The following is a 17,617-nucleotide window of genomic DNA, read 5'->3' as shown; positions in this document are numbered from 1 at the left end:
TGCATGGATAGGCAGGTATATATAATGGAGTTATCACGTGAATCATAGATATTCATTTCTTTTCAGCAGCTTATTGGCTGTTGGTGTATTACAGGGATGTGGAAATGACGCCTCATCAGATCAATCAGGCAAAGATTCAAATACAGGACAACCTTCAAAACCCAATCTGATTATTGATCAAGACCCTAGCAGTTGTAGCAAACTGGCACAGGATGGCTCGAGTGTCGTGGTGGGTTCCAATCAGAATGGTGATCCAGCAGCACCTGAAGGTGCGTCGGGTTATCGTTTAAACAATACAGTCAAATATGCCGATAAATATATGGTGGTGGCGAACACGCCATTGGCAGTAAAGGCAGGCTGCGAAATTTTAAGGGCAGGTGGAAGTGCCGTCGATGCCGCAGTTGCTGTTCAAGCAGTATTAGGTTTAGTAGAACCACAATCCAGTACCATCGCGGGTAGCGGTTTTATGATGTATTACGATGCGAAAAGTAAAACCGTCACCGCATATGATGGGCGAGAGACTGCACCTGCTGCGGCCAATGAATATTATTTGATCCGACAAGATATACATGATCCTGCATCTCCTGCACCTGTGCCAAGTACCCGCCGTAGTGGGCGTTCAATTGGTGTACCTGGGGTAATGCGTTTACTGGAACAGGCGCAACAGGAACATGGCAAACTGAAATGGGATCAGTTGTTTAATCAAGCTATTGATTTGGCTGATCATGGCTTTCGAATTCCTGGACGTCTAGCCGATGCGATTGCAAGTAATGCAGGTCATTTGGCTCTTGATGCTAATGCAGTCGCAACCTATTTCTACCCAGATGGTACACCACGTAAAGTTGGTGAGACCATGACCAATAAAGCCTATGCCAAAACCCTTGAAGCGCTTGCGACTCAAGGTGTAAAAGCCATGTACAGTGGGCCGATGGCACAGAATATTGTGGCGAAGGCGGGTCAAACGGTCGGGGATGATGCAGCTCGTACACCAATTACCCCAAGCTTAATGACTTTACAGGACTTATCTAATTATCAAGTTAAAAAACGAACCCCAATCTGTAGTACTTACCGTGATCGTTACTATGTCTGTACCATGCCACCGCCATCATCAGGTGGAATTGCAGTTGCACAAACGCTGGGCATTTTAGAAAATTTTGAGATGAGTAAATATCCACCGCAAAATCCAGAAAATGAGGGTGGGATCCCTGATGTTATGGGCGTGCATTTGGTTTCGGAAACAGAACGCTTGGCCTATGCAGACCGTGATAAATATGTTGCAGACACTGATTTTGTGCCATTACCAGCGAAAGGTATTGCGAGTCTGATTGATAAAAATTATTTAAGACAACGTGCTGCACTGATTAATCCGAACCAAAGTATGGGTGTCGCGCAGGCAGGTCAATTCGACTCAAATTCAGGTATTGATACGACAGTAGAACATGGCACCACTCAGTTCACTATCGTCGATGCCTATGGCAATGTGGTTTCCATGACATCGACGGTTGAATCGAGTATGGGGTCATTCCATATGGTGGATGGCTTTTTGTTATCAAATCAATTAACTGATTTTAGCGCCAACCCTGTTGATCAAACAGGTGCATTGTTGGCGAATCGAGTCGAAGGTGGCAAACGTCCACGCAGTACCATGGCGCCAACTTTAGTATTTAAAGGCACTACAGCAGATGAGTTTTATATGGCAACGGGTTCACCGGGTGGCGGTACCATTATTCAATATGTGGTCAAAACCTTGGTTGGTGCATTGGACTGGAACTTGAATGCACAGCAGGCGACATCGTTGGTGAACTTCGGTGCAACCAATAGCCCAAACACCAATATTGATAGCTCAAATGACCAGTTATCCTTGCTTGAATTGATTGAAGGTTTAAAAGCAAAAGGCCATGGTATTTCCAATACGGCACAAACCAGTGGTATTGCGACAATTATGAAAGTCAAAATTGATAATCAAAGCAAATATGCGGGTGGGGTCGATCCTCGTCGTGAAGGCATTGTGCTAGGTAATGGGGCGTTATAAGCCAAAATTAAGAAGCTGCCCTTGTGGCAGCTTTCTAAAACCAGCCCTTGAAAGAGTAAGTTCCGCAACAATATAAGCTTATAAGCGCATATTTTGCTCGATGCTTAGAAATTAAGATTTAAATTCTAGTCATCTATGCTATGATTGCGATGTACTTTGGGGATGTTCCTGGCTTCGACGCTGGTGATGAAACTCATAGATGCATGCCGAGAGCGCATTTCCTCTCGTAAATCAAATTTGCATTTTTTAGTCGCAAACGACGAATCATACGCTCTAGCTGCCTAAGGGCAGCTTGTCCGCCTCTCTGAATACTTGTGGTTAGAGAGTCCGACTGAAGCGCACGCACACAAGTCCGTATAAAGCCAAGCCTCGGGGCTTTGTACTAAACTTAGAGGATCGCGATTTGTACCCTGTTCGTCGGGTCACAAAGAGTTAAAACAGTAGACGATATCTAAGCATGTAGTATTCTCGGGCGTAGTGCTGGCGGACGCGGGTTCGACTCCCGCCATCTCCACCAAAATATTATTCGGGATTGTTTGATCCGATATAAAAAAGCCTTTAAGTTCAATACTTAAAGGCTTTTTTATTTGCCTGTTTGTCCGATATCATCCGACTTGATTTGACCTTATTTTTGCCTTTTAAGGGTCAGAATTGGGACAATTTGACCCACAAGATTCAAAATGAGTGGGCAGGAAAAATGGCACTAACTGATGTGGAATGCAAAAAGGCATTACCTAAAGAAAAGCAATATCGATTATCAGATTTTAATGGATTGTCACTCATCATTGATCCGAAAGGGAGTAAATATTGGTCGGTTCGATTTACGGTTGAAGGACAAAGAAAATCTAAAGCACTAGGGCAGTATCCTGATCTAAGTTTGAAAAAAGCTCGTGAAATTGCTTTAAATATAAAATATAAATTTTCTCGTGTAGAAACGGTTGATGAGTTAAAGCCACTTTTTAAAGAGGTAGCAGAAGAGTGGTTTGAAAATCAAAAAGAAACATGGTCTACAAAGCATATTAGCAATGTCCAAGCATCATTAGATGAATTGTATATAGGACTTGCCAACAAGCGAATTAATCAAATTCAAGCTCCTGAAATTTTGAAGGTTATTAAGAAAATAGAGGCAAGAGGCTCTCTTGAAATCGCCAAGCGCACCTTATCACGTTGTGGTATGGTCATGAAATATGCCATAGCTCATGGCTATAGATTCGATAATCCTGCAAGTGATTTGGTTTATGCACTCAAGAATAAAAAAGTGAAGAACTTAGCTTCATTATCAGAAAGTGAAATGCCCGAATTCCTTAGACGCATCAAAACCTATCCAGCAGATGCTCAAACCCATCACGCAATTATTCTGGTCATGCTTACTGGCGTTCGAGTAAGTGAATTACTGCAAGCGCGATGGGATGAATTTGATCTAGATGAGCGTAAATGGGATATCCCTGCTGAGCGTATGAAGAACGGTTTACCCCATCGTGTACCATTAACAGACATGATGATTAGTGAACTCCAAGCATTGCGTCTGACACATAATAAAGATCTGTTATTTCCACATCGACTAAATAACAAGCAAGCTATGCGTAGCGAGTCAATATTGGCTGTAATTAAACGTTCAGGCTATGCAGGGCGAATGACTACACATGGGTTTAGATCTTTATTTAGTACAGTAGTGAATGAATCAAATTTATTCAATCCTGACGCAATTGAACGTCAGCTTGCCCATGTGCCTCAAAATCGAATCCGTTCAGCTTACAACCGCGCACAGTACTGGGATGAGCGTGTGAAGATAATGGAGTGGTATGGTGAGAAGGTGAATAGCTGGTTGATGTAAATTGGAACAATGTAAAAAGCCATACTTGAATATGGCTTTTTACATTACAATATATGTTTTAGATGCTAGCGATTCTAACGAATGTTTTATTTTAGAAAATAAAATAAAAATTAATAAAAACAATAATATATATTTGTTTTTTGAGAGATTAATATGAGTCTAATTTTTTTGTGACTAGATTTAGCCTGTAGTCTTCGGTTGTTGTCAATTCATTAAAGGTTGGTTCAGCATTCACTGTGTTGAGAACATTTTGATCTGCGATTGATTCATTTCTGTATGTCTGCTCACTTTGTTTATTCTGGTTGAGCTTAGGTTTAACTGTTACTGAAATACTTTTAGGTATTTGTGCTGGTTTCATGGCAACAGTTTTTTTATGTTTGTTTTGAATCTTTGGCTGTTTTGTATCTTTTGAGGATGACAAGGGGGATTCTAAGACAGTATTGTCTTTTTTTTGCTCAATAACTGCATTTTTTGGTCTGTTGTTTGTTTCGGACAAGATCATTTCATTTTGAAGGAGTCCTATAGGGGGGGTATGGGTGGTAATCTCATTTGGAGGCTGTATTTCTTTATTGATGCTTTGACATGATTCTGCAGGAGTATGGTTTTTGCTCTCAGACTGCATTCTGGTTAGAGAGTTTTTATCAGTATTGGCTAAATCGTGTCCTTGTTCTTCTTGTGAATTATTCTCATCTATAAATGGGGTGAGAGTCGGTTTCAGAACTAAACTCTGCCGATAGTTTGCAAGTTCTGCCAAATAGTTTTTTTCACGCTTATAAGCTAAATCTAGCTGTTCTTGTAAGGTGATATTTTGCAAATAAAGCATGTTTAAAATATGTCTAAAATTTTCATCATCCGTTACTTTTGTTTTATTGATTTTAAATGTGGTGATAACCTGCAGGGCCTCTTTATAGTTTATTTTTCCATTTGAAATTAATATTTTACCTTTTTTAATAAGATAATATATTTTTGATCTAGTGAGCCCAGTCTGTTCACTTAACTCTATAACAGTTACTTCTTTCATGATAAAAATGTCTAAAATATGTTTAATTATACATTATCTTGTGAAAAAACTAACCCTTTTGGCATGACAACTTAAGTAGTGAAAAGTATTGAAGGTAAGATAAAACTTATTATTCATAGTGATTAATATTTTTATAAACCGTGAATAATGGTAAAATATACTGTGATTAATGCGTGAAAATTCATTGTGAAATATGATTCAACTCCGCTATTATAAAGATCTTCGGTGGGTTTTTAATATGTTTATGGATAATTATAATCTGGTTGTTAAGGGTGAAGATCAATTTAAATTATTTTTAAAAAAAGTTCCCTATTATTGGAAAGTCTTAGATTCCTCTTTGAGGTATGACAATAAACATGATCATGTTTGTTTGTATAAAGAGTCGGTTGAGGTTATTCGGTTGGTTGATAAATTCATGGATGATTTAAGGACAGGATGTTTACCTCAAGTGCCTGAATTGGGAATTGACCTAACTCTGCCAGTTGAACGTTCATCTTTGTTTCTTTCTTATTTTAATAAGCTTAAATTTGAACGTAAAATGTTCGACATGACTTGTCTTGAGCTTGGGTTGAATTGGGCTTATTTTCAGAAATTTTTGGAGGAAGATGCGGTTAATATACGTATTCAGTCTGATGATATTGAACAGGTTCGCTTAAATATCGGAGATTCGGAAGTATTGAGGAATCAATGGTTAACCTCAAAATTTCATTATGGAAAAGCAAAAAGATTGATAAATTACTTTTCCGACTTGCAAAAAGATCCTTTGTATATTGAGGAAAAAAATAAGCAGACTCAGAAAGTCGTAGACAAAATCAATGATGCTTTTATGCATTTTGATAAGCTTTTATCAATACATCATGAAGCATATATTTTAGTTCTTGATATTCGGTTTGTACGTATAGCGAATCAAGCAAAGAATGAATCGTTAGAGCAATTGATTGAAAAAGTATGTAAAGATCGGGCTGAGATACAGAATACAATTTTTAAGATGATCCCTGGTTGGCTGCGAGCATATACCAAGCTTGAGCATGATTATCAAAATGGGTTAAAGCTTTCATTTATTTTTATCTTAAGAAGTTTTCACATTGATCAAGAGGATGAAATTGTCGCTCATTTACAAACATTATTGAAGAAAGGTTTTGGTCACTATGATGTTATTGACGTCATCAATGGAAATAGGTTTGTAAGGAAACACGGCAATAAAGATGCTGTTGGTCGTATCGGAATAGATCAGCTTAAGCAAGTTGAACAATTTAAGTATTGGGTACTCAGCTATTATTTTAAAATAGACTCAGTGGCTAAACTCATACATCCTCAGATGGCTTTTGAGGTGAATGAGTTTTTTGATGATCTGAATTGGGAAAAGCCTGAAATAAATTATCAGGTTCTGCCATCTAAGATAAGCCCTCAACCTAAAAATCTTGCGCAGGTTTTGCACGAATGGAAAGTACCTAAAGGCATATGGGATCTCAAACATCTAGACAAGCGTGTGGCAGATCGTCTACTCATTGGGCAGATTTACTATAAAGAATTTTGTACTGAGCAAGGATTATCAGAACTGTATGGAGAGTGGCTGTTCCAAATTGAAGTATTTATTGAGACTTTGTTACACAATCAATATTCAGCCTTTAATGAGATGAAATTAGCGAATCAGATTCACTTTTTGAATGTTAAGGATATACAAACATCAGCTACACAACTTGGACAACAGTATTTATCACTTGTAAAGCAAGTTGCAAACGATCCCAGCTTTTGGGAGCTAATTCAAAAAAGTGGTTTACGGACGTGGTGGTTTGGGCATGAAGACAGTTTAAGGTTGTGGGGACAGGTTCAACAGATTCTTACAGACCTTATATTTTATCATCCAGTAGACTCTGCTGGGTTAGGCCAGATGAATAGAAAGCTCCAAAACTTACGGCAAGCTACTGAACTAGATAAACGTGAAATCTTGGAGAAAAAATATGCGCAATGTGAACGAAGACAGACGGATACACGAGAATACCTTAATCGTGTACTGGAGCAAAATAGTTGGGCTTATCGTATTACAGTTGAGGCACGTTCATCAAAGGGAAGTCTTGAACAGTCAGAGTTCTCAAAATTATTTACTGAGTTTATACGCCTAGCAAAGCGAGCTAAACCTTGTTACTGGTTGAGTGGCTACGTGGGTATCTGGCAAGAGAAAAACTGGATGGTGTTTCCAGAATTTACAATAGATGTCGTATTGTTCTTTAATGATCGTTGTCAGGAACAATTACAAACAGTCGTACATGATTTGGATCAGCGATGGATTAGCTTTCTTGATACAAAAGCTGCTCAGACTTTAAAGCTGCAAGATGCCGAAAATATAAAGTACTATGGAGCTATTAAGCCGAAAATATTGATGCGCTCTGTTGATGGGTTGAATACAATGGATAATACATATCATGTTTGTCTTGAAGCAAATGACCGAAAAATGAAAAAAATTGTCATTGAGCATGTCATTCCATATTTTGCGTACCGGGATGTATTCCGTGCTCCGTTTAGACAGATAGTCCCCAAAGCTTTTATTAAGGGGGCAATGCCGAAAAAATAGTAGTCCTTAGCGTTAAGCAATTTTTTTCAATCCACCGATTAATTTCAAAGGTGGACCTACCAACACAGTATGTAGCTAATTGAACTTGTTTGTGAAAGATAGGTTTATATTAGTAGAATCGAGAAATATTTACATTTGTACACATACAATGGCAATCAACTAAACGATCGATTAACACATTTCAGATATTTTAGAGTGACAGTTTAGGGGAAATAAACTTGAATGATTTTTTTATAATAAAAGCTGACTTCTGACCTAACTATCGCAAATGAAGTTTTCACTAAAAGTACAGGTTTCGGGGAGAAGGAATTTTAGCAGTGATCTATCCATAGACTGGTTTTTCAACTATTTAGTTATGTAGTAAGTCGGTAAATAATATTATTAATAATAAATACTTAATTAAGATTAGAGGCTTGTACTTAATCTAGATACATGTAATCAATAAGCTATCAATACAACATACATCATCAGTCATGAGATGCACCCTCGTATTGAATACGTAATGTAAACATTCTCAGATATAAAAAAATAATGCTGTCTCCTTAGTTATGCGTCAAACATAACGAAGGAGTATTTTAATGCAATATGATCTATCTCATCAGGCTGGTGCAATGACAGCAGTGAATGACTTTGTTGATTGGGTGCTGAATCTAGAATTAGACCAATCTATCTTTATCGCTCATCTTTGTTCACTGATTCCTGCATTTCAGACTTTTGATCATGAGGATATTGAGTACAGTGCATCCATTCAAGCTTTTATAGATATGATACAAACCATTGAGGCATTAAGAGGGGATTTATGTCTTGAAGACTATCTATCAGAATTATCTTCAGCTGAGGTATCACAGTTAAAGCGTAGATTGAAAGATTACCGCAGTTTGATCTTAGAACAGATTCGACTATTCAGGCAGCAAGAATCAGCTAATCAAGACAGCTTTCGGGCTTATGTTCAGCAAATGATTCAAGATCATAATAAGGTTCTGATTGTTCGTGTGGATCTGGGTTATTTAAAGGAGTTTATGTCGAATGTCACAGTTCATGACTTCTATCTTCATACTCAGGCCTTATGCAAGTATCTAAAAGATAAGAATGGCTGTTTTAAGCATTTATTGGGTTATGGTTTAGCTTTAGAACAGGGAGGTACAAAGGGTTACCATGCACATCTGATGCTGATTTATAACGGGTCAAAACGTTATCAGGATTGGTTTCTTGGAGATCGAGTCATTCTTAAGTGGCAGGAAATTACGCATGGTTGGGGGTATGGAATGAATGGTAATACCAAAGACAATAAAGATCAGTTTGCCAATAAAGGCTTATTGGGTATTGGCATGATTCACCGTAAGAATCCAAAAGAACTTCAAAATGCTTTGAATGTCGCTAGTTATCTGACGAACCCAGAAAAGTATCTGCAAAAGCTGTTAGTCAAACCGAATGGGAAAAGAACATTCTTTAAAGGTATTTACCGAGCGCATGGCCGTAACTACCAGCACGTAGCTGAGTAAGAGTCTGTAAAAAAATATAGATGAAACAGTTCTATGAAATCCACAACTTTATAGAACAATTTCTATGGATATTACATACCTTGAACACCAAACAGCCCCACGTTTAGAGAAAGATGTGCACGACTTCTTTACTCATGCTCGCTTTGGGGTTCCAGATTTAAAGATAAGCGATGATAAAAATGTAAAGAATCTGAAAAGGGAATGGTCACAAGTTTTTTTTGATTACTTTGATGAGTGGAATTTCTTGATGTTTTCTCATCGAGATTCGGAGTTTAGCTTTTGGATCACTCAATTTAGGAATGCTTATTTTTCTGTGTTATCTGGAATAGATCTGCATCAATGTTATTTTGTACCTGATACGACGCATACTGCGAAATGGTTGATTGAACAGATTCTCGAAAAACTAAAAGCACTGTTTAAGACCACAGGCTTTTATGAGTATTTAAACCAGTGTAATGATCAATATGAGAAGCATATTCTTCAGCTTCAAGATACTTACACTGCTATCAGTAAAATAAGTGTAAATACACCTGATCTCAAGTTCTATTTGAGTTATCCATCTGGGACCGAACAACTGCAGGCGATTGATCAAGTGATTCAATCATTTAGAGCATTTGAGAAAAAGTTGAAATGCCAGCCTTGGTTTAGGTCACAGGTCATATTGACTTACTACCACTTAATTCGTGATAGCTACAGGAACTGTTATGTGATTCGTTTTTATTTAACCTTTCAAAAAGTTTTTTACTCCACCGATACGAACTATTCAGAATTGATACAACGATTGTGGTTGGATGCAACCAATCAATTAGGAACGTTACTAATCATAGATGAAGAAATGTCTAAGCAGCCATTGGGTAATCCTTTTGGCTTAGGTCGAGATGAGATTATGGCATTTCCTGAGCCGAAAGATCCTCTAGATGATTTAGCAGAGTTGCCTGAATCTGTTACCTGTGTATCTGAAAAGATGAATAAGATTTGTATCATGACACGTGGATTTAAAGTGTTTAATGCTAAGAAAATACTTTGATTGAAAAATCATCTAAGGTATAGCTTTGAATAAATACAACTGTATTCAGTGAGATAGGGGCACTATCTGTATAATTTCCTAAAGGTTTGTACATTGACAGCTATTGCCTCACTGATTATCCTTTGCGTGCTGACCTACATTGTCAGTCGGTTTTGACAGACCGTTTACACACAAGCACATCAAAAAATTTGATTTTTTGGTGGCGAACTCGTTCGTTCCTCCTCCGTTGCGGTAGGGCGAGGGAGGGACGCCTTGTGCGTGCTGATTCTTGTGTGTCAGTCTGTCAACCCTTTCTCGTTCTGCCACCATTATTTGACAGTAATTTGGTAGAGCTCTTTAATACACACAAGGAGTCCGCCATGCGTACTACATTTCGAAATTCTCATTCTCTTTTTTACCCCAGTAAGTTTTATGGCTTTATCGATGCCAGATAACACTACATTTTAAAAATCATGCGATTGGGGAACACTCAATGAAGGAGCTTATTCCTTTATTGGCCTGCTTATCTGAAATATTTAAAGACTAAAAAGTAGATATCACTCTACGGAATTGTCACGTCAGCAGAGAATGCAGAACTCCAAGTTAAACATCAAACCACCATGAGCCTAGCTTCGCTATTGCTGAGAGGTGCTTATGGACAATAAAAGAGAATGATGCACGATGGCAACAAAATTAAAGCGTCTGTCCTTATGTATTTTATTCATTGGACTGAATGCCTGTTCGAGTAAAGACAAACCAGAAAGTGATCCTGCTGTAAACGACCAAACCATTGAAACAATGGTAGAGTCTGAGCCTGTTGCTGAAATGCCAACCGTAATTGTTCCTAAAGATCAAATTAGTCCCGACCAAAATTTGCAAGAATTCGAGCTCTCGGATATTCAAGCACAATACCGAATCCGTTATCCGACAATGTGGGAGACGGAAAAGTTTAGACTCTCTGCATTCGTTGACAACTATGATCTTATTTATCCTCAGCTACATTTGGGATCGGATCAGATTTTTGTGATTGGTAATCGGGAACATAGTTCTAGAGATAATGATTTGTTCATTGATTTGACCAATGATGAATATTTTAAATATAGCAATAACTTGGCAATCAATTATATCCGCTACTTAAAAGCACCAAAGATTGAGTCGAAGCAGAAATTTGAAAAAAGCCAAGCCTATGAGGAACGGGTGAAACAGGCAAATCAAAATGCTGAAACGACGGCGGTCGATTATGATCTGAAATTATTAGAACAGGCTTTAAACCGTAGTGTGGGTGATATTTATTTTGCAGTTTCAGATGCTTCTTATGAGTACGATGCAGATCAGGAACAGATGCATATTCATCTAGCACTTGACGTTATGGAGTCTGATCTAGTCATCAAGGTCCAACCTGATTTAGCCAAACAAATTGCGGCAAACTTTAACCAGCTTAGATTAGGTTTTGTCTTTAATTTTAAAAATAATCAACTCAATCTTGATGGCATTTTTTTCTACTTTAAAAAGGTAGGAAATCCAGATCGGCATAGTAGTAATGTTGAAGAAGTGATGTATGTGTCACCTGTATTTAAACCGATTAATTTTAAACAAAAATCGGCAATCGAGTTGCAACGACAGTTTGTTACTGATGCTCATGAACAATTGAAAACAATGCCCTTTAAGGATGTCTCTCTTTCTCCTGTGTGGCAATTTAAATTTGGTCTAGAGCAATATCAGTCTCCTGAAAGCTTAATGCAGAAATATCCCAAAAAAGAAATTCCTAAAGAACCTGAAGAGTTCAAGTATTTGGGTGAAGGATGAATATGACCAAACATGCTTTTCTGTATTTTTAAGAACAAAGAAATTTCAAATACATATTACCTAGATGTAAGAGGTGTTCTCTGCTGAACACGGGCAGAGAAAAATAACTTATCAACTCAACATCTGAATACAAAATTTAGGATTAATGAATGATGAACAACTTAATTAAAACAGTGGGATGGACTGCATTAATATCATTGTCGGTATTTGCTCTACAAGGATGTGGCACGGGGCTTGAGCCAGATACATTCTCAGTGGAATTAAACGAAATGGGAGGGATAGCTTACCATCCACCTGCAATCATCACGATTCGCTCGAATTCACCTAACCAAATAGATGTCACCAATGTCACTGTGAACAATGGGCAGTGCCAATATATTGGACATGACCGAAGATTCAATTTCCCACTGCATTTTCAAATGGGCCAAGTGTCTAGACTCAGACTGCAAGGTTGTAGCTTTGAAAATGTGGTACAGGTTGATATAGAAACCACACAAGGAACTGCAAGTTATAGCTTTAACTAAGACGATCCATTAAAAAGCTAAATCGAACTTAAACATACACAACTAAATAAAAAAGCCATGCCCTCAAAGAGCATGGCTTTTTTATATCTCAAATTTATGGTGCTTACGATGATCAGAATAAATTGTCCAATGTGTGGCAGTGATGAAACAGAAATAATTCCCCAGCCGATTCCTAATACAGCAACATCCCAGCAAAAATCATTTAGCAAATCACCGATGCAGAACCTGATGCAGCATGTCGTTAACTATGCCGTGATGGGAGCTTCAAGCGCACGAATGATTAAAGGACAACGTCCTATTGTTTATGTCATTGGCAGTTTGATTGGCGGTGTAATCGGCTGTGCAGTCTGTTTTCTCAATCATGTTCATGAACATGCACCAGAACCCATGCTGAAACAAAGTCCGAAACCACAAACGCTCTATCAATGTTTGGAATGTGATCATCATTTTGCACTGGCATTTGAACAAGGCGAATACAACAGCTCACAACACCCATATTTTTATCATTCAAACCGATAAGGAAAACATCATGGCACATCAACTTGAACAAATGGCCTATGTTGGACAAACCCCTTGGCATGGCTTAGGTAATCAACTCACTCAAAACCAACCCATCGAAGTGTGGGCGCAACAGGCGGGCATGGATTGGCGGATAGAATCTTCCAATGTCAGCTATATGGCACAAAACCATCGTGGGCAAAGCATCATCATGTCTTTTGAAGAACAGCGAGTGCTGTATCGATCAGATACCCATGCGCCGTTATCCGTGGTGAGCCAACGTTTTCAGGAGGTACAACCGATGGAGATATTGGAATTTTACCGAGACTTAACCGAACAATCAGGTTTTGAACTGGAAACCGCAGGGGTACTCAAAGGTGGGAAGAAATTCTGGGCATTGGCACACACAGGGCAGACTTCAGCACTCAAAGGAAAGGATATCAGTAATGGTTATATTCTTTTAGCTACGGCTTGTGATGGCACACTTGCAACTACGGCACAATTCACTTCTATTCGAGTGGTGTGTAATAACACTTTGGCGATTGCTCTGAAAGGGCAGCAGAACAGTGCAGGTGTAGTGAAAGTTCCACACAGTACTCGATTCGATGCTGAAAGAGTCAAACAACAGCTCGGAATCTCTGTTCGAAAATGGGATGAACACATGTACGAAATGAAACAACTAAGTCAGCGTAAAGTCACGCAACAAGAAGCCGCTGCTTATTTTGATGCAGTGTTTAACAATACCAATCTTAGCATAGCTGAACAGGATGACAGCATTATCCAATTTTACCGTAATGTTGCTATGCCTGATCAAACGAGATCAGACAATAAAACTGAACCCAATGGACGTGCTATGTCAAAGGTGATGACCATGTTTAACGGGCATGGACGAGGTGCAGAACTGAGTTCAGCCAAAGACACGGCTTATGGTTTACTGTGTGCAATAACAGAGTTCACCGATCATGAACGTCGAGCGATGAGTATCGATCACCGACTTGATTCTGCTTGGTTTGGGGCAGGGGCAGTAATCAAGCAACGAGGTTTGGAGCAAGCCCTCCGAATGGTGGCTTAGATCATACATTCTAAAACTTCGAATCTATTAAGTTTGATTTAAGTCACCTCCATTAGCCTAAACATAACGTAACACCGTACAAGCACAGCAACACCTTTAGCCGCACCCTCAGATGCGGCTTTTTTTATGCCCAAAATTCAGCTTTTACGATTTTACTCATACAGGAATAATTGCAATGAATAGCAATACTCAAATTCAGAACAGGATAAATCATCCACCCTTACAACCTTATGTACCAAACTTAAATCAACCCACTCAACAGGTTGAGTTGGGAACTCGCCCCAAACGTGACCGACTGAACAAACAGCCACGAAAGACTAAGGTTCTGACAGCGAAACGACTCGCCAACACCAAGCAGATGAACTACCAGCAATGGCTAGAGGTCAGAAAACAAGGTATTGGCAGTAGTGATGCAGCAACGGCCTGTGGACTGAATCCTTATATGTCGATGCTGGAACTGTGGATGATTAAAACAGGGCGGATGCAACAAAATATTGAGGATGAAAGTGCCGGCTATGCACCGTTGTACTGGGGGAAAAAGCTAGAACCGTTGGTGGCGGAATACTACAGCATGCACACTAATAACAAGGTACGTCGAGTCAATGCAGTATTGCAACACCCTGATGAAGACAAACACTTTATGTTGGCGAATTTAGATTATGCCGTGGTAGGCAATGGCGAAGTGCAGATTTTGGAATGTAAAACCGTTGGAGAATATGGCTCAAAACTATGGCGAGATGGTGTACCACTGTATGTCCTCTGCCAAGTCCAACATCAACTTGCAGTGACAGGCAAACAGGCAGCGCATATTTGTGCGCTAATCTGTGGGCATGAAACCAAAATCTATAAGGTGACGCGTAATGAAACTGTGATTCAGAACATTATTAATGCCGAACGACACTTCTGGCAATGTGTCGAAACTGGCATTCCACCAAGTGTAGATGCTTCGGATTCAGCAGCCAAAGCCTTACAGCAACTCTATCCAGAACAGATCCCCTTAACAGTGGAAGACCTGACCCAAAATGAACAAGCCAACTATCTATTTAACCAATTGCTTGAGGAGAGACATAAGGTTGAGCAGCATAAACAGTATTTTGATGAACTTAAACATCAACTTCAAATGATGATGAAAGATGCAGAACGAGCAGTGTTTATAGGTGGCTCAGTGACATGGAAGAAGTCACAAGACTCAATCAGCCTAGACAGTAAATCGCTTCTTAAACAGCATCCTGAATATCTCCAGCAGTTTCCACAAACTAAAGCTGGAACAAGACGTTTTCAGATTTATTCAAACGGTGGATAACTCATCACCTATCCACAGCTGAAAATCCCATGATCAAAAATCATGGGATTTTTTTATATTCAATTTTTATTTAAAGGAAATGACTATGATTAAAGGTCTCGCAATTACACCACCCGTACTAGGTCGTATCAGCATTGGCAAGGTTGTCGAAAAGAATGGCAAACGAGTGCCTGAAAAAGATGATCAATTTACCATTACCAGTCAAATTCAAGGGAAAGATGGATGGATTAAGCATCCCTTGGATGAACAACTACGAGCCAAAGCACCAAACCAAAAACTGAGAACCATTCCAGTCCGTATGATCTTCAATGATCCTGAACTAAATTTAAGAGCTGAGTATAGTTTATTTGATCGACTAACAGGACGACTACTCTGCACAGGCAATGGAGAGTCTTGTCAGCGACTCGGACAAAATGGCATTGAGCAACATCCATGTCCATCCCCTGATTTATGTCCATTGGCACAAGGTGGCTTATGCAAACCCTATGGCAGACTTTACGTCAATTTAGATGAGTCGGATGAATTTGGCACATTCATCTTTAGAACCACTGGTTTTAATAGTATTCGGACATTGGCAGCAAGATTACGTTATTACAGTGCTGCATCGGGTGACTTACTTTCATGTCTGCCATTGCAACTGACTTTACGGGGAAAAAGTACCACGCAAAGCTATCGAACGCCGATTTACTACGTGGATTTAACTTTAAGAGACGGTGTGAATTTAAAAGATGCTATTACTTCAGCCAAGCAGATTGATGAACAGAGCAAAGTAACAGGATTTTATCAGGAAGCTCTGGATCATGTGGCACGTCATGGCTATGGTAACGCCAGTTTTGAGGTAAGTGGTGAAGAGGGGCTAGATGTTGTTGAGGAGTTTTATAACGATGAACCCAAACCAGATCCGCATCAGCAAACGCAGGGCCTGGACCACGTGCAGGATATTCAGAAAGGGTTGCAGCAATCAGTTCAGGCTTTGAATTAGAAGAACTTGGATAACATTGGACTGCGTAAAATTTTACTGGACTGACCTATCATCTGAGCGAATACGCGCTCGCATCAATGATTAGGAGAAAACATCATGAATGCGTTCACAGGTCAAACTTTTCAGATGAATCAACTCATAAATATAAAACAGGTTATAGAGTTCACAGGTGTGTGTCGTTCAACAATATATGAAATGATGGATGAAAACTCGCCTTACTATGATCCTACGTTTCCAAAGAAAATCACGATCTCGCAAAAACGTATTGGTTGGTCAGCTTGGGAAATCAATCAATGGATTGAAGCTAAGTTAGCTAGTCGTGAATAGGGAGCAGATGCTCCCTATTTTTCAATTTAATTTTTTTTGATAAAAGATATAATTTTGAGTTCAATCATAAACATTGGAATATAAAGCTCAATAAGAAATATCTACACAACTGACCATGAGTTAACTATATAAAACAGTAGGATCTCATGAAGTGGTATAGATAAAGGTTATGAGAATGTAAATTCTTACGTAGGCGGCGAAGAAAAAATATACATACAAAAAGCTTTTAGAATAGTAACAGTAGATCTATTAAATAGATAATAGTGAGAAATCTTTCGACTTTCTTTTAGTAAATCATCCGATTTGATGGGGAAAAGGCCAAGAGAGTTGAATTAAATCTGATATGTTTTCTAAGTTGTTAATTTCCTGGCTGAATACAGAATAGTTAAAGCAAACAAAAGTATTTTTTGGGGTGAGCATATCAAGTGCTCTTTGGTATTCTTTTTTTAATGCCACTAAATCATTGTCACGAATAGCAATATTTATTGCATTAACTTGGGGAGTGAGGATGGTCTCATAATGATCTTTTCTTAATTCTCTCAAGTCTTGATGATTTAAACCATAAATCTGAATACTTTTTTGACCCTCAATGCTTCTATTTCGTTCTTTAGCCCACCAGCCTTGATTTTCAAAAACAAACATAATATGTTCTACAGGGTTAATTGAAGAGCTGGGATCTATAAGTAATGGAACTTCATTACTAGGTGGAGGGGTTTCCTCTTGTAGGGAAATAGATCCATTTGCAAGAGGAAAGAAGGATCTTTTATGTGAACGATTACAACTTGGACATGCAAATAATAAATTCTCCCAAGTATAAGCTAGCCACCAATATCCATGTTTTAGGCTGCATCCAGGTGATCTATCTGCATTAGCTTTGGGACGATAATGTTCGACATCATTATAAGACTTTACAATACGATGTTCACAATAACAACACTTATGATGTTGAGCTTTCCATAAGCTTTCAGCTACAATTTCATAACCATGAATATCTTCAGATTTAGGTGTGTACCCTAAATTACGGAGTCTAGATAGGTGACTTATTCTTGCAGTTTTTAGGTTGTTAGGTTCTGGACCACGATTAACTTTTATCACAATATATATCCATTAATAAATTAGCTTGTCTGAAAGGTTTATA

14 protein-coding genes and 1 other RNA gene are annotated in these 17,617 nt (G+C 38.7%); 13 read left to right on the top strand and 2 right to left on the bottom strand.

Annotation, left to right across the window (positions count from 1 at the left end; genetic code table 11):
* The first annotated feature begins 37 nt into the window (after positions 1-37).
* The 3 genes from ggt (at position 38) to FPL17_RS09515 (ending at position 3,866) form a co-directional block, all read left to right on the top strand.
* Complete coding sequence (gene ggt / locus FPL17_RS09525; RefSeq protein ID WP_159884741.1) at positions 38-2,032, top strand: gamma-glutamyltransferase; 1,995 nt, start codon at positions 38-40, stop codon at positions 2,030-2,032.
* A 158-nt stretch (positions 2,033-2,190) separates the two neighbouring features.
* Positions 2,191-2,549: a transfer-messenger RNA gene (gene ssrA / locus FPL17_RS09520) on the top strand.
* 180 nt (positions 2,550-2,729) lie between these two features.
* Complete coding sequence (locus FPL17_RS09515; protein WP_159884739.1) at positions 2,730-3,866, top strand: tyrosine-type recombinase/integrase; 1,137 nt, start codon at positions 2,730-2,732, stop codon at positions 3,864-3,866.
* A gap of 148 nt (positions 3,867-4,014) precedes the next feature.
* On the opposite strand, the gene FPL17_RS19015 is transcribed toward FPL17_RS09515, so the two are convergent.
* Entirely contained in the window at positions 4,015-4,887 is an 873-nt protein-coding gene (locus tag FPL17_RS19015) for a hypothetical protein (RefSeq protein WP_228277570.1), read from the bottom strand.
* 238 nt (positions 4,888-5,125) lie between these two features.
* Between FPL17_RS19015 and FPL17_RS09505 the strand changes: the two genes are divergently transcribed.
* The 10 genes from FPL17_RS09505 (at position 5,126) to FPL17_RS09460 (ending at position 16,479) form a co-directional block, all read left to right on the top strand.
* Complete coding sequence (locus FPL17_RS09505; RefSeq protein ID WP_228277569.1) at positions 5,126-7,459, top strand: hypothetical protein; 2,334 nt, start codon at positions 5,126-5,128, stop codon at positions 7,457-7,459.
* A 578-nt stretch (positions 7,460-8,037) separates the two neighbouring features.
* Positions 8,038-8,961, top strand: coding sequence for a YagK/YfjJ domain-containing protein (locus FPL17_RS09500; protein ID WP_159884737.1), 924 nt, complete (start codon positions 8,038-8,040; stop codon positions 8,959-8,961).
* A gap of 64 nt (positions 8,962-9,025) precedes the next feature.
* The gene (locus tag FPL17_RS09495; protein WP_159884735.1) at positions 9,026-9,988 is read left to right on the top strand and encodes a hypothetical protein; all 963 of its coding nucleotides are present in this window, start codon (positions 9,026-9,028) and stop codon (positions 9,986-9,988) included.
* Positions 9,989-10,648: 660 nt separating this feature from the next.
* Positions 10,649-11,773, top strand: a complete 1,125-nt coding sequence (locus FPL17_RS09490; protein ID WP_159884733.1) for a hypothetical protein — start codon at positions 10,649-10,651, stop codon at positions 11,771-11,773.
* Positions 11,774-11,922: 149 nt separating this feature from the next.
* Positions 11,923-12,297, top strand: coding sequence for a hypothetical protein (locus tag FPL17_RS09485; protein WP_228277568.1), 375 nt, complete (start codon positions 11,923-11,925; stop codon positions 12,295-12,297).
* Positions 12,298-12,405: 108 nt separating this feature from the next.
* Positions 12,406-12,816 carry a hypothetical protein gene (locus tag FPL17_RS09480; RefSeq protein WP_167515364.1) on the top strand — a complete coding sequence of 137 codons (411 nt, stop codon included), beginning with the start codon at positions 12,406-12,408 and terminating at the stop codon, positions 12,814-12,816.
* A 10-nt stretch (positions 12,817-12,826) separates the two neighbouring features.
* Positions 12,827-13,867 carry a DUF932 domain-containing protein gene (locus FPL17_RS09475; RefSeq protein ID WP_159884729.1) on the top strand — a complete coding sequence of 347 codons (1,041 nt, stop codon included), beginning with the start codon at positions 12,827-12,829 and terminating at the stop codon, positions 13,865-13,867.
* Between the two features lie 175 nt (positions 13,868-14,042).
* Entirely contained in the window at positions 14,043-15,170 is a 1,128-nt protein-coding gene (locus FPL17_RS09470) for a YqaJ viral recombinase family nuclease (RefSeq protein ID WP_159884727.1), read from the top strand.
* Between the two features lie 85 nt (positions 15,171-15,255).
* A complete protein-coding gene (locus tag FPL17_RS09465) occupies positions 15,256-16,152 on the top strand; it encodes a recombination directionality factor (RefSeq protein ID WP_159884725.1) in 897 nt (298 codons plus the stop codon).
* A gap of 96 nt (positions 16,153-16,248) precedes the next feature.
* The gene (locus FPL17_RS09460; RefSeq protein WP_159884723.1) at positions 16,249-16,479 is read left to right on the top strand and encodes a helix-turn-helix transcriptional regulator; all 231 of its coding nucleotides are present in this window, start codon (positions 16,249-16,251) and stop codon (positions 16,477-16,479) included.
* A gap of 294 nt (positions 16,480-16,773) precedes the next feature.
* Here FPL17_RS09460 and FPL17_RS09455 read toward each other — a convergent pair whose 3' ends face one another.
* A complete protein-coding gene (locus FPL17_RS09455; protein WP_159884721.1) occupies positions 16,774-17,574 on the bottom strand; it encodes an HNH endonuclease family protein in 801 nt (266 codons plus the stop codon).
* Positions 17,575-17,617 lie beyond the last annotated feature (43 nt).

The organism is Acinetobacter dispersus, from assembly GCF_009884975.1.
Classification (GTDB): Bacteria; Pseudomonadota; Gammaproteobacteria; order Pseudomonadales; family Moraxellaceae; genus Acinetobacter; species Acinetobacter dispersus.
Note: the sequence above shows the minus strand (reverse complement) of the source record. Positions and strands in the feature narration are given on the sequence as shown.

What these genes read in the sequence shown, in the direction of transcription:
- FPL17_RS09505 (WP_228277569.1), top strand. Translation starts at nt 5,126, where the DNA reads ATGTTTATGGATAATTATAATCTGGTTGTTAAGGGTGAAGATCAATTT.
- FPL17_RS09515 (WP_159884739.1), top strand. Translation starts at nt 2,730, where the DNA reads ATGGCACTAACTGATGTGGAATGCAAAAAGGCATTACCTAAAGAAAAG.
- FPL17_RS09485 (WP_228277568.1), top strand. Translation starts at nt 11,923, where the DNA reads ATGATGAACAACTTAATTAAAACAGTGGGATGGACTGCATTAATATCA.
- FPL17_RS19015 (WP_228277570.1), bottom strand. Translation starts at nt 4,887, where the DNA reads ATGAAAGAAGTAACTGTTATAGAGTTAAGTGAACAGACTGGGCTCACT.
- FPL17_RS09475 (WP_159884729.1), top strand. Translation starts at nt 12,827, where the DNA reads ATGGCACATCAACTTGAACAAATGGCCTATGTTGGACAAACCCCTTGG.
- FPL17_RS09495 (WP_159884735.1), top strand. Translation starts at nt 9,026, where the DNA reads ATGGATATTACATACCTTGAACACCAAACAGCCCCACGTTTAGAGAAA.
- FPL17_RS09465 (WP_159884725.1), top strand. Translation starts at nt 15,256, where the DNA reads ATGATTAAAGGTCTCGCAATTACACCACCCGTACTAGGTCGTATCAGC.
- FPL17_RS09460 (WP_159884723.1), top strand. Translation starts at nt 16,249, where the DNA reads ATGAATGCGTTCACAGGTCAAACTTTTCAGATGAATCAACTCATAAAT.
- FPL17_RS09500 (WP_159884737.1), top strand. Translation starts at nt 8,038, where the DNA reads ATGCAATATGATCTATCTCATCAGGCTGGTGCAATGACAGCAGTGAAT.
- FPL17_RS09470 (WP_159884727.1), top strand. Translation starts at nt 14,043, where the DNA reads ATGAATAGCAATACTCAAATTCAGAACAGGATAAATCATCCACCCTTA.
- FPL17_RS09490 (WP_159884733.1), top strand. Translation starts at nt 10,649, where the DNA reads ATGGCAACAAAATTAAAGCGTCTGTCCTTATGTATTTTATTCATTGGA.
- FPL17_RS09480 (WP_167515364.1), top strand. Translation starts at nt 12,406, where the DNA reads ATGATCAGAATAAATTGTCCAATGTGTGGCAGTGATGAAACAGAAATA.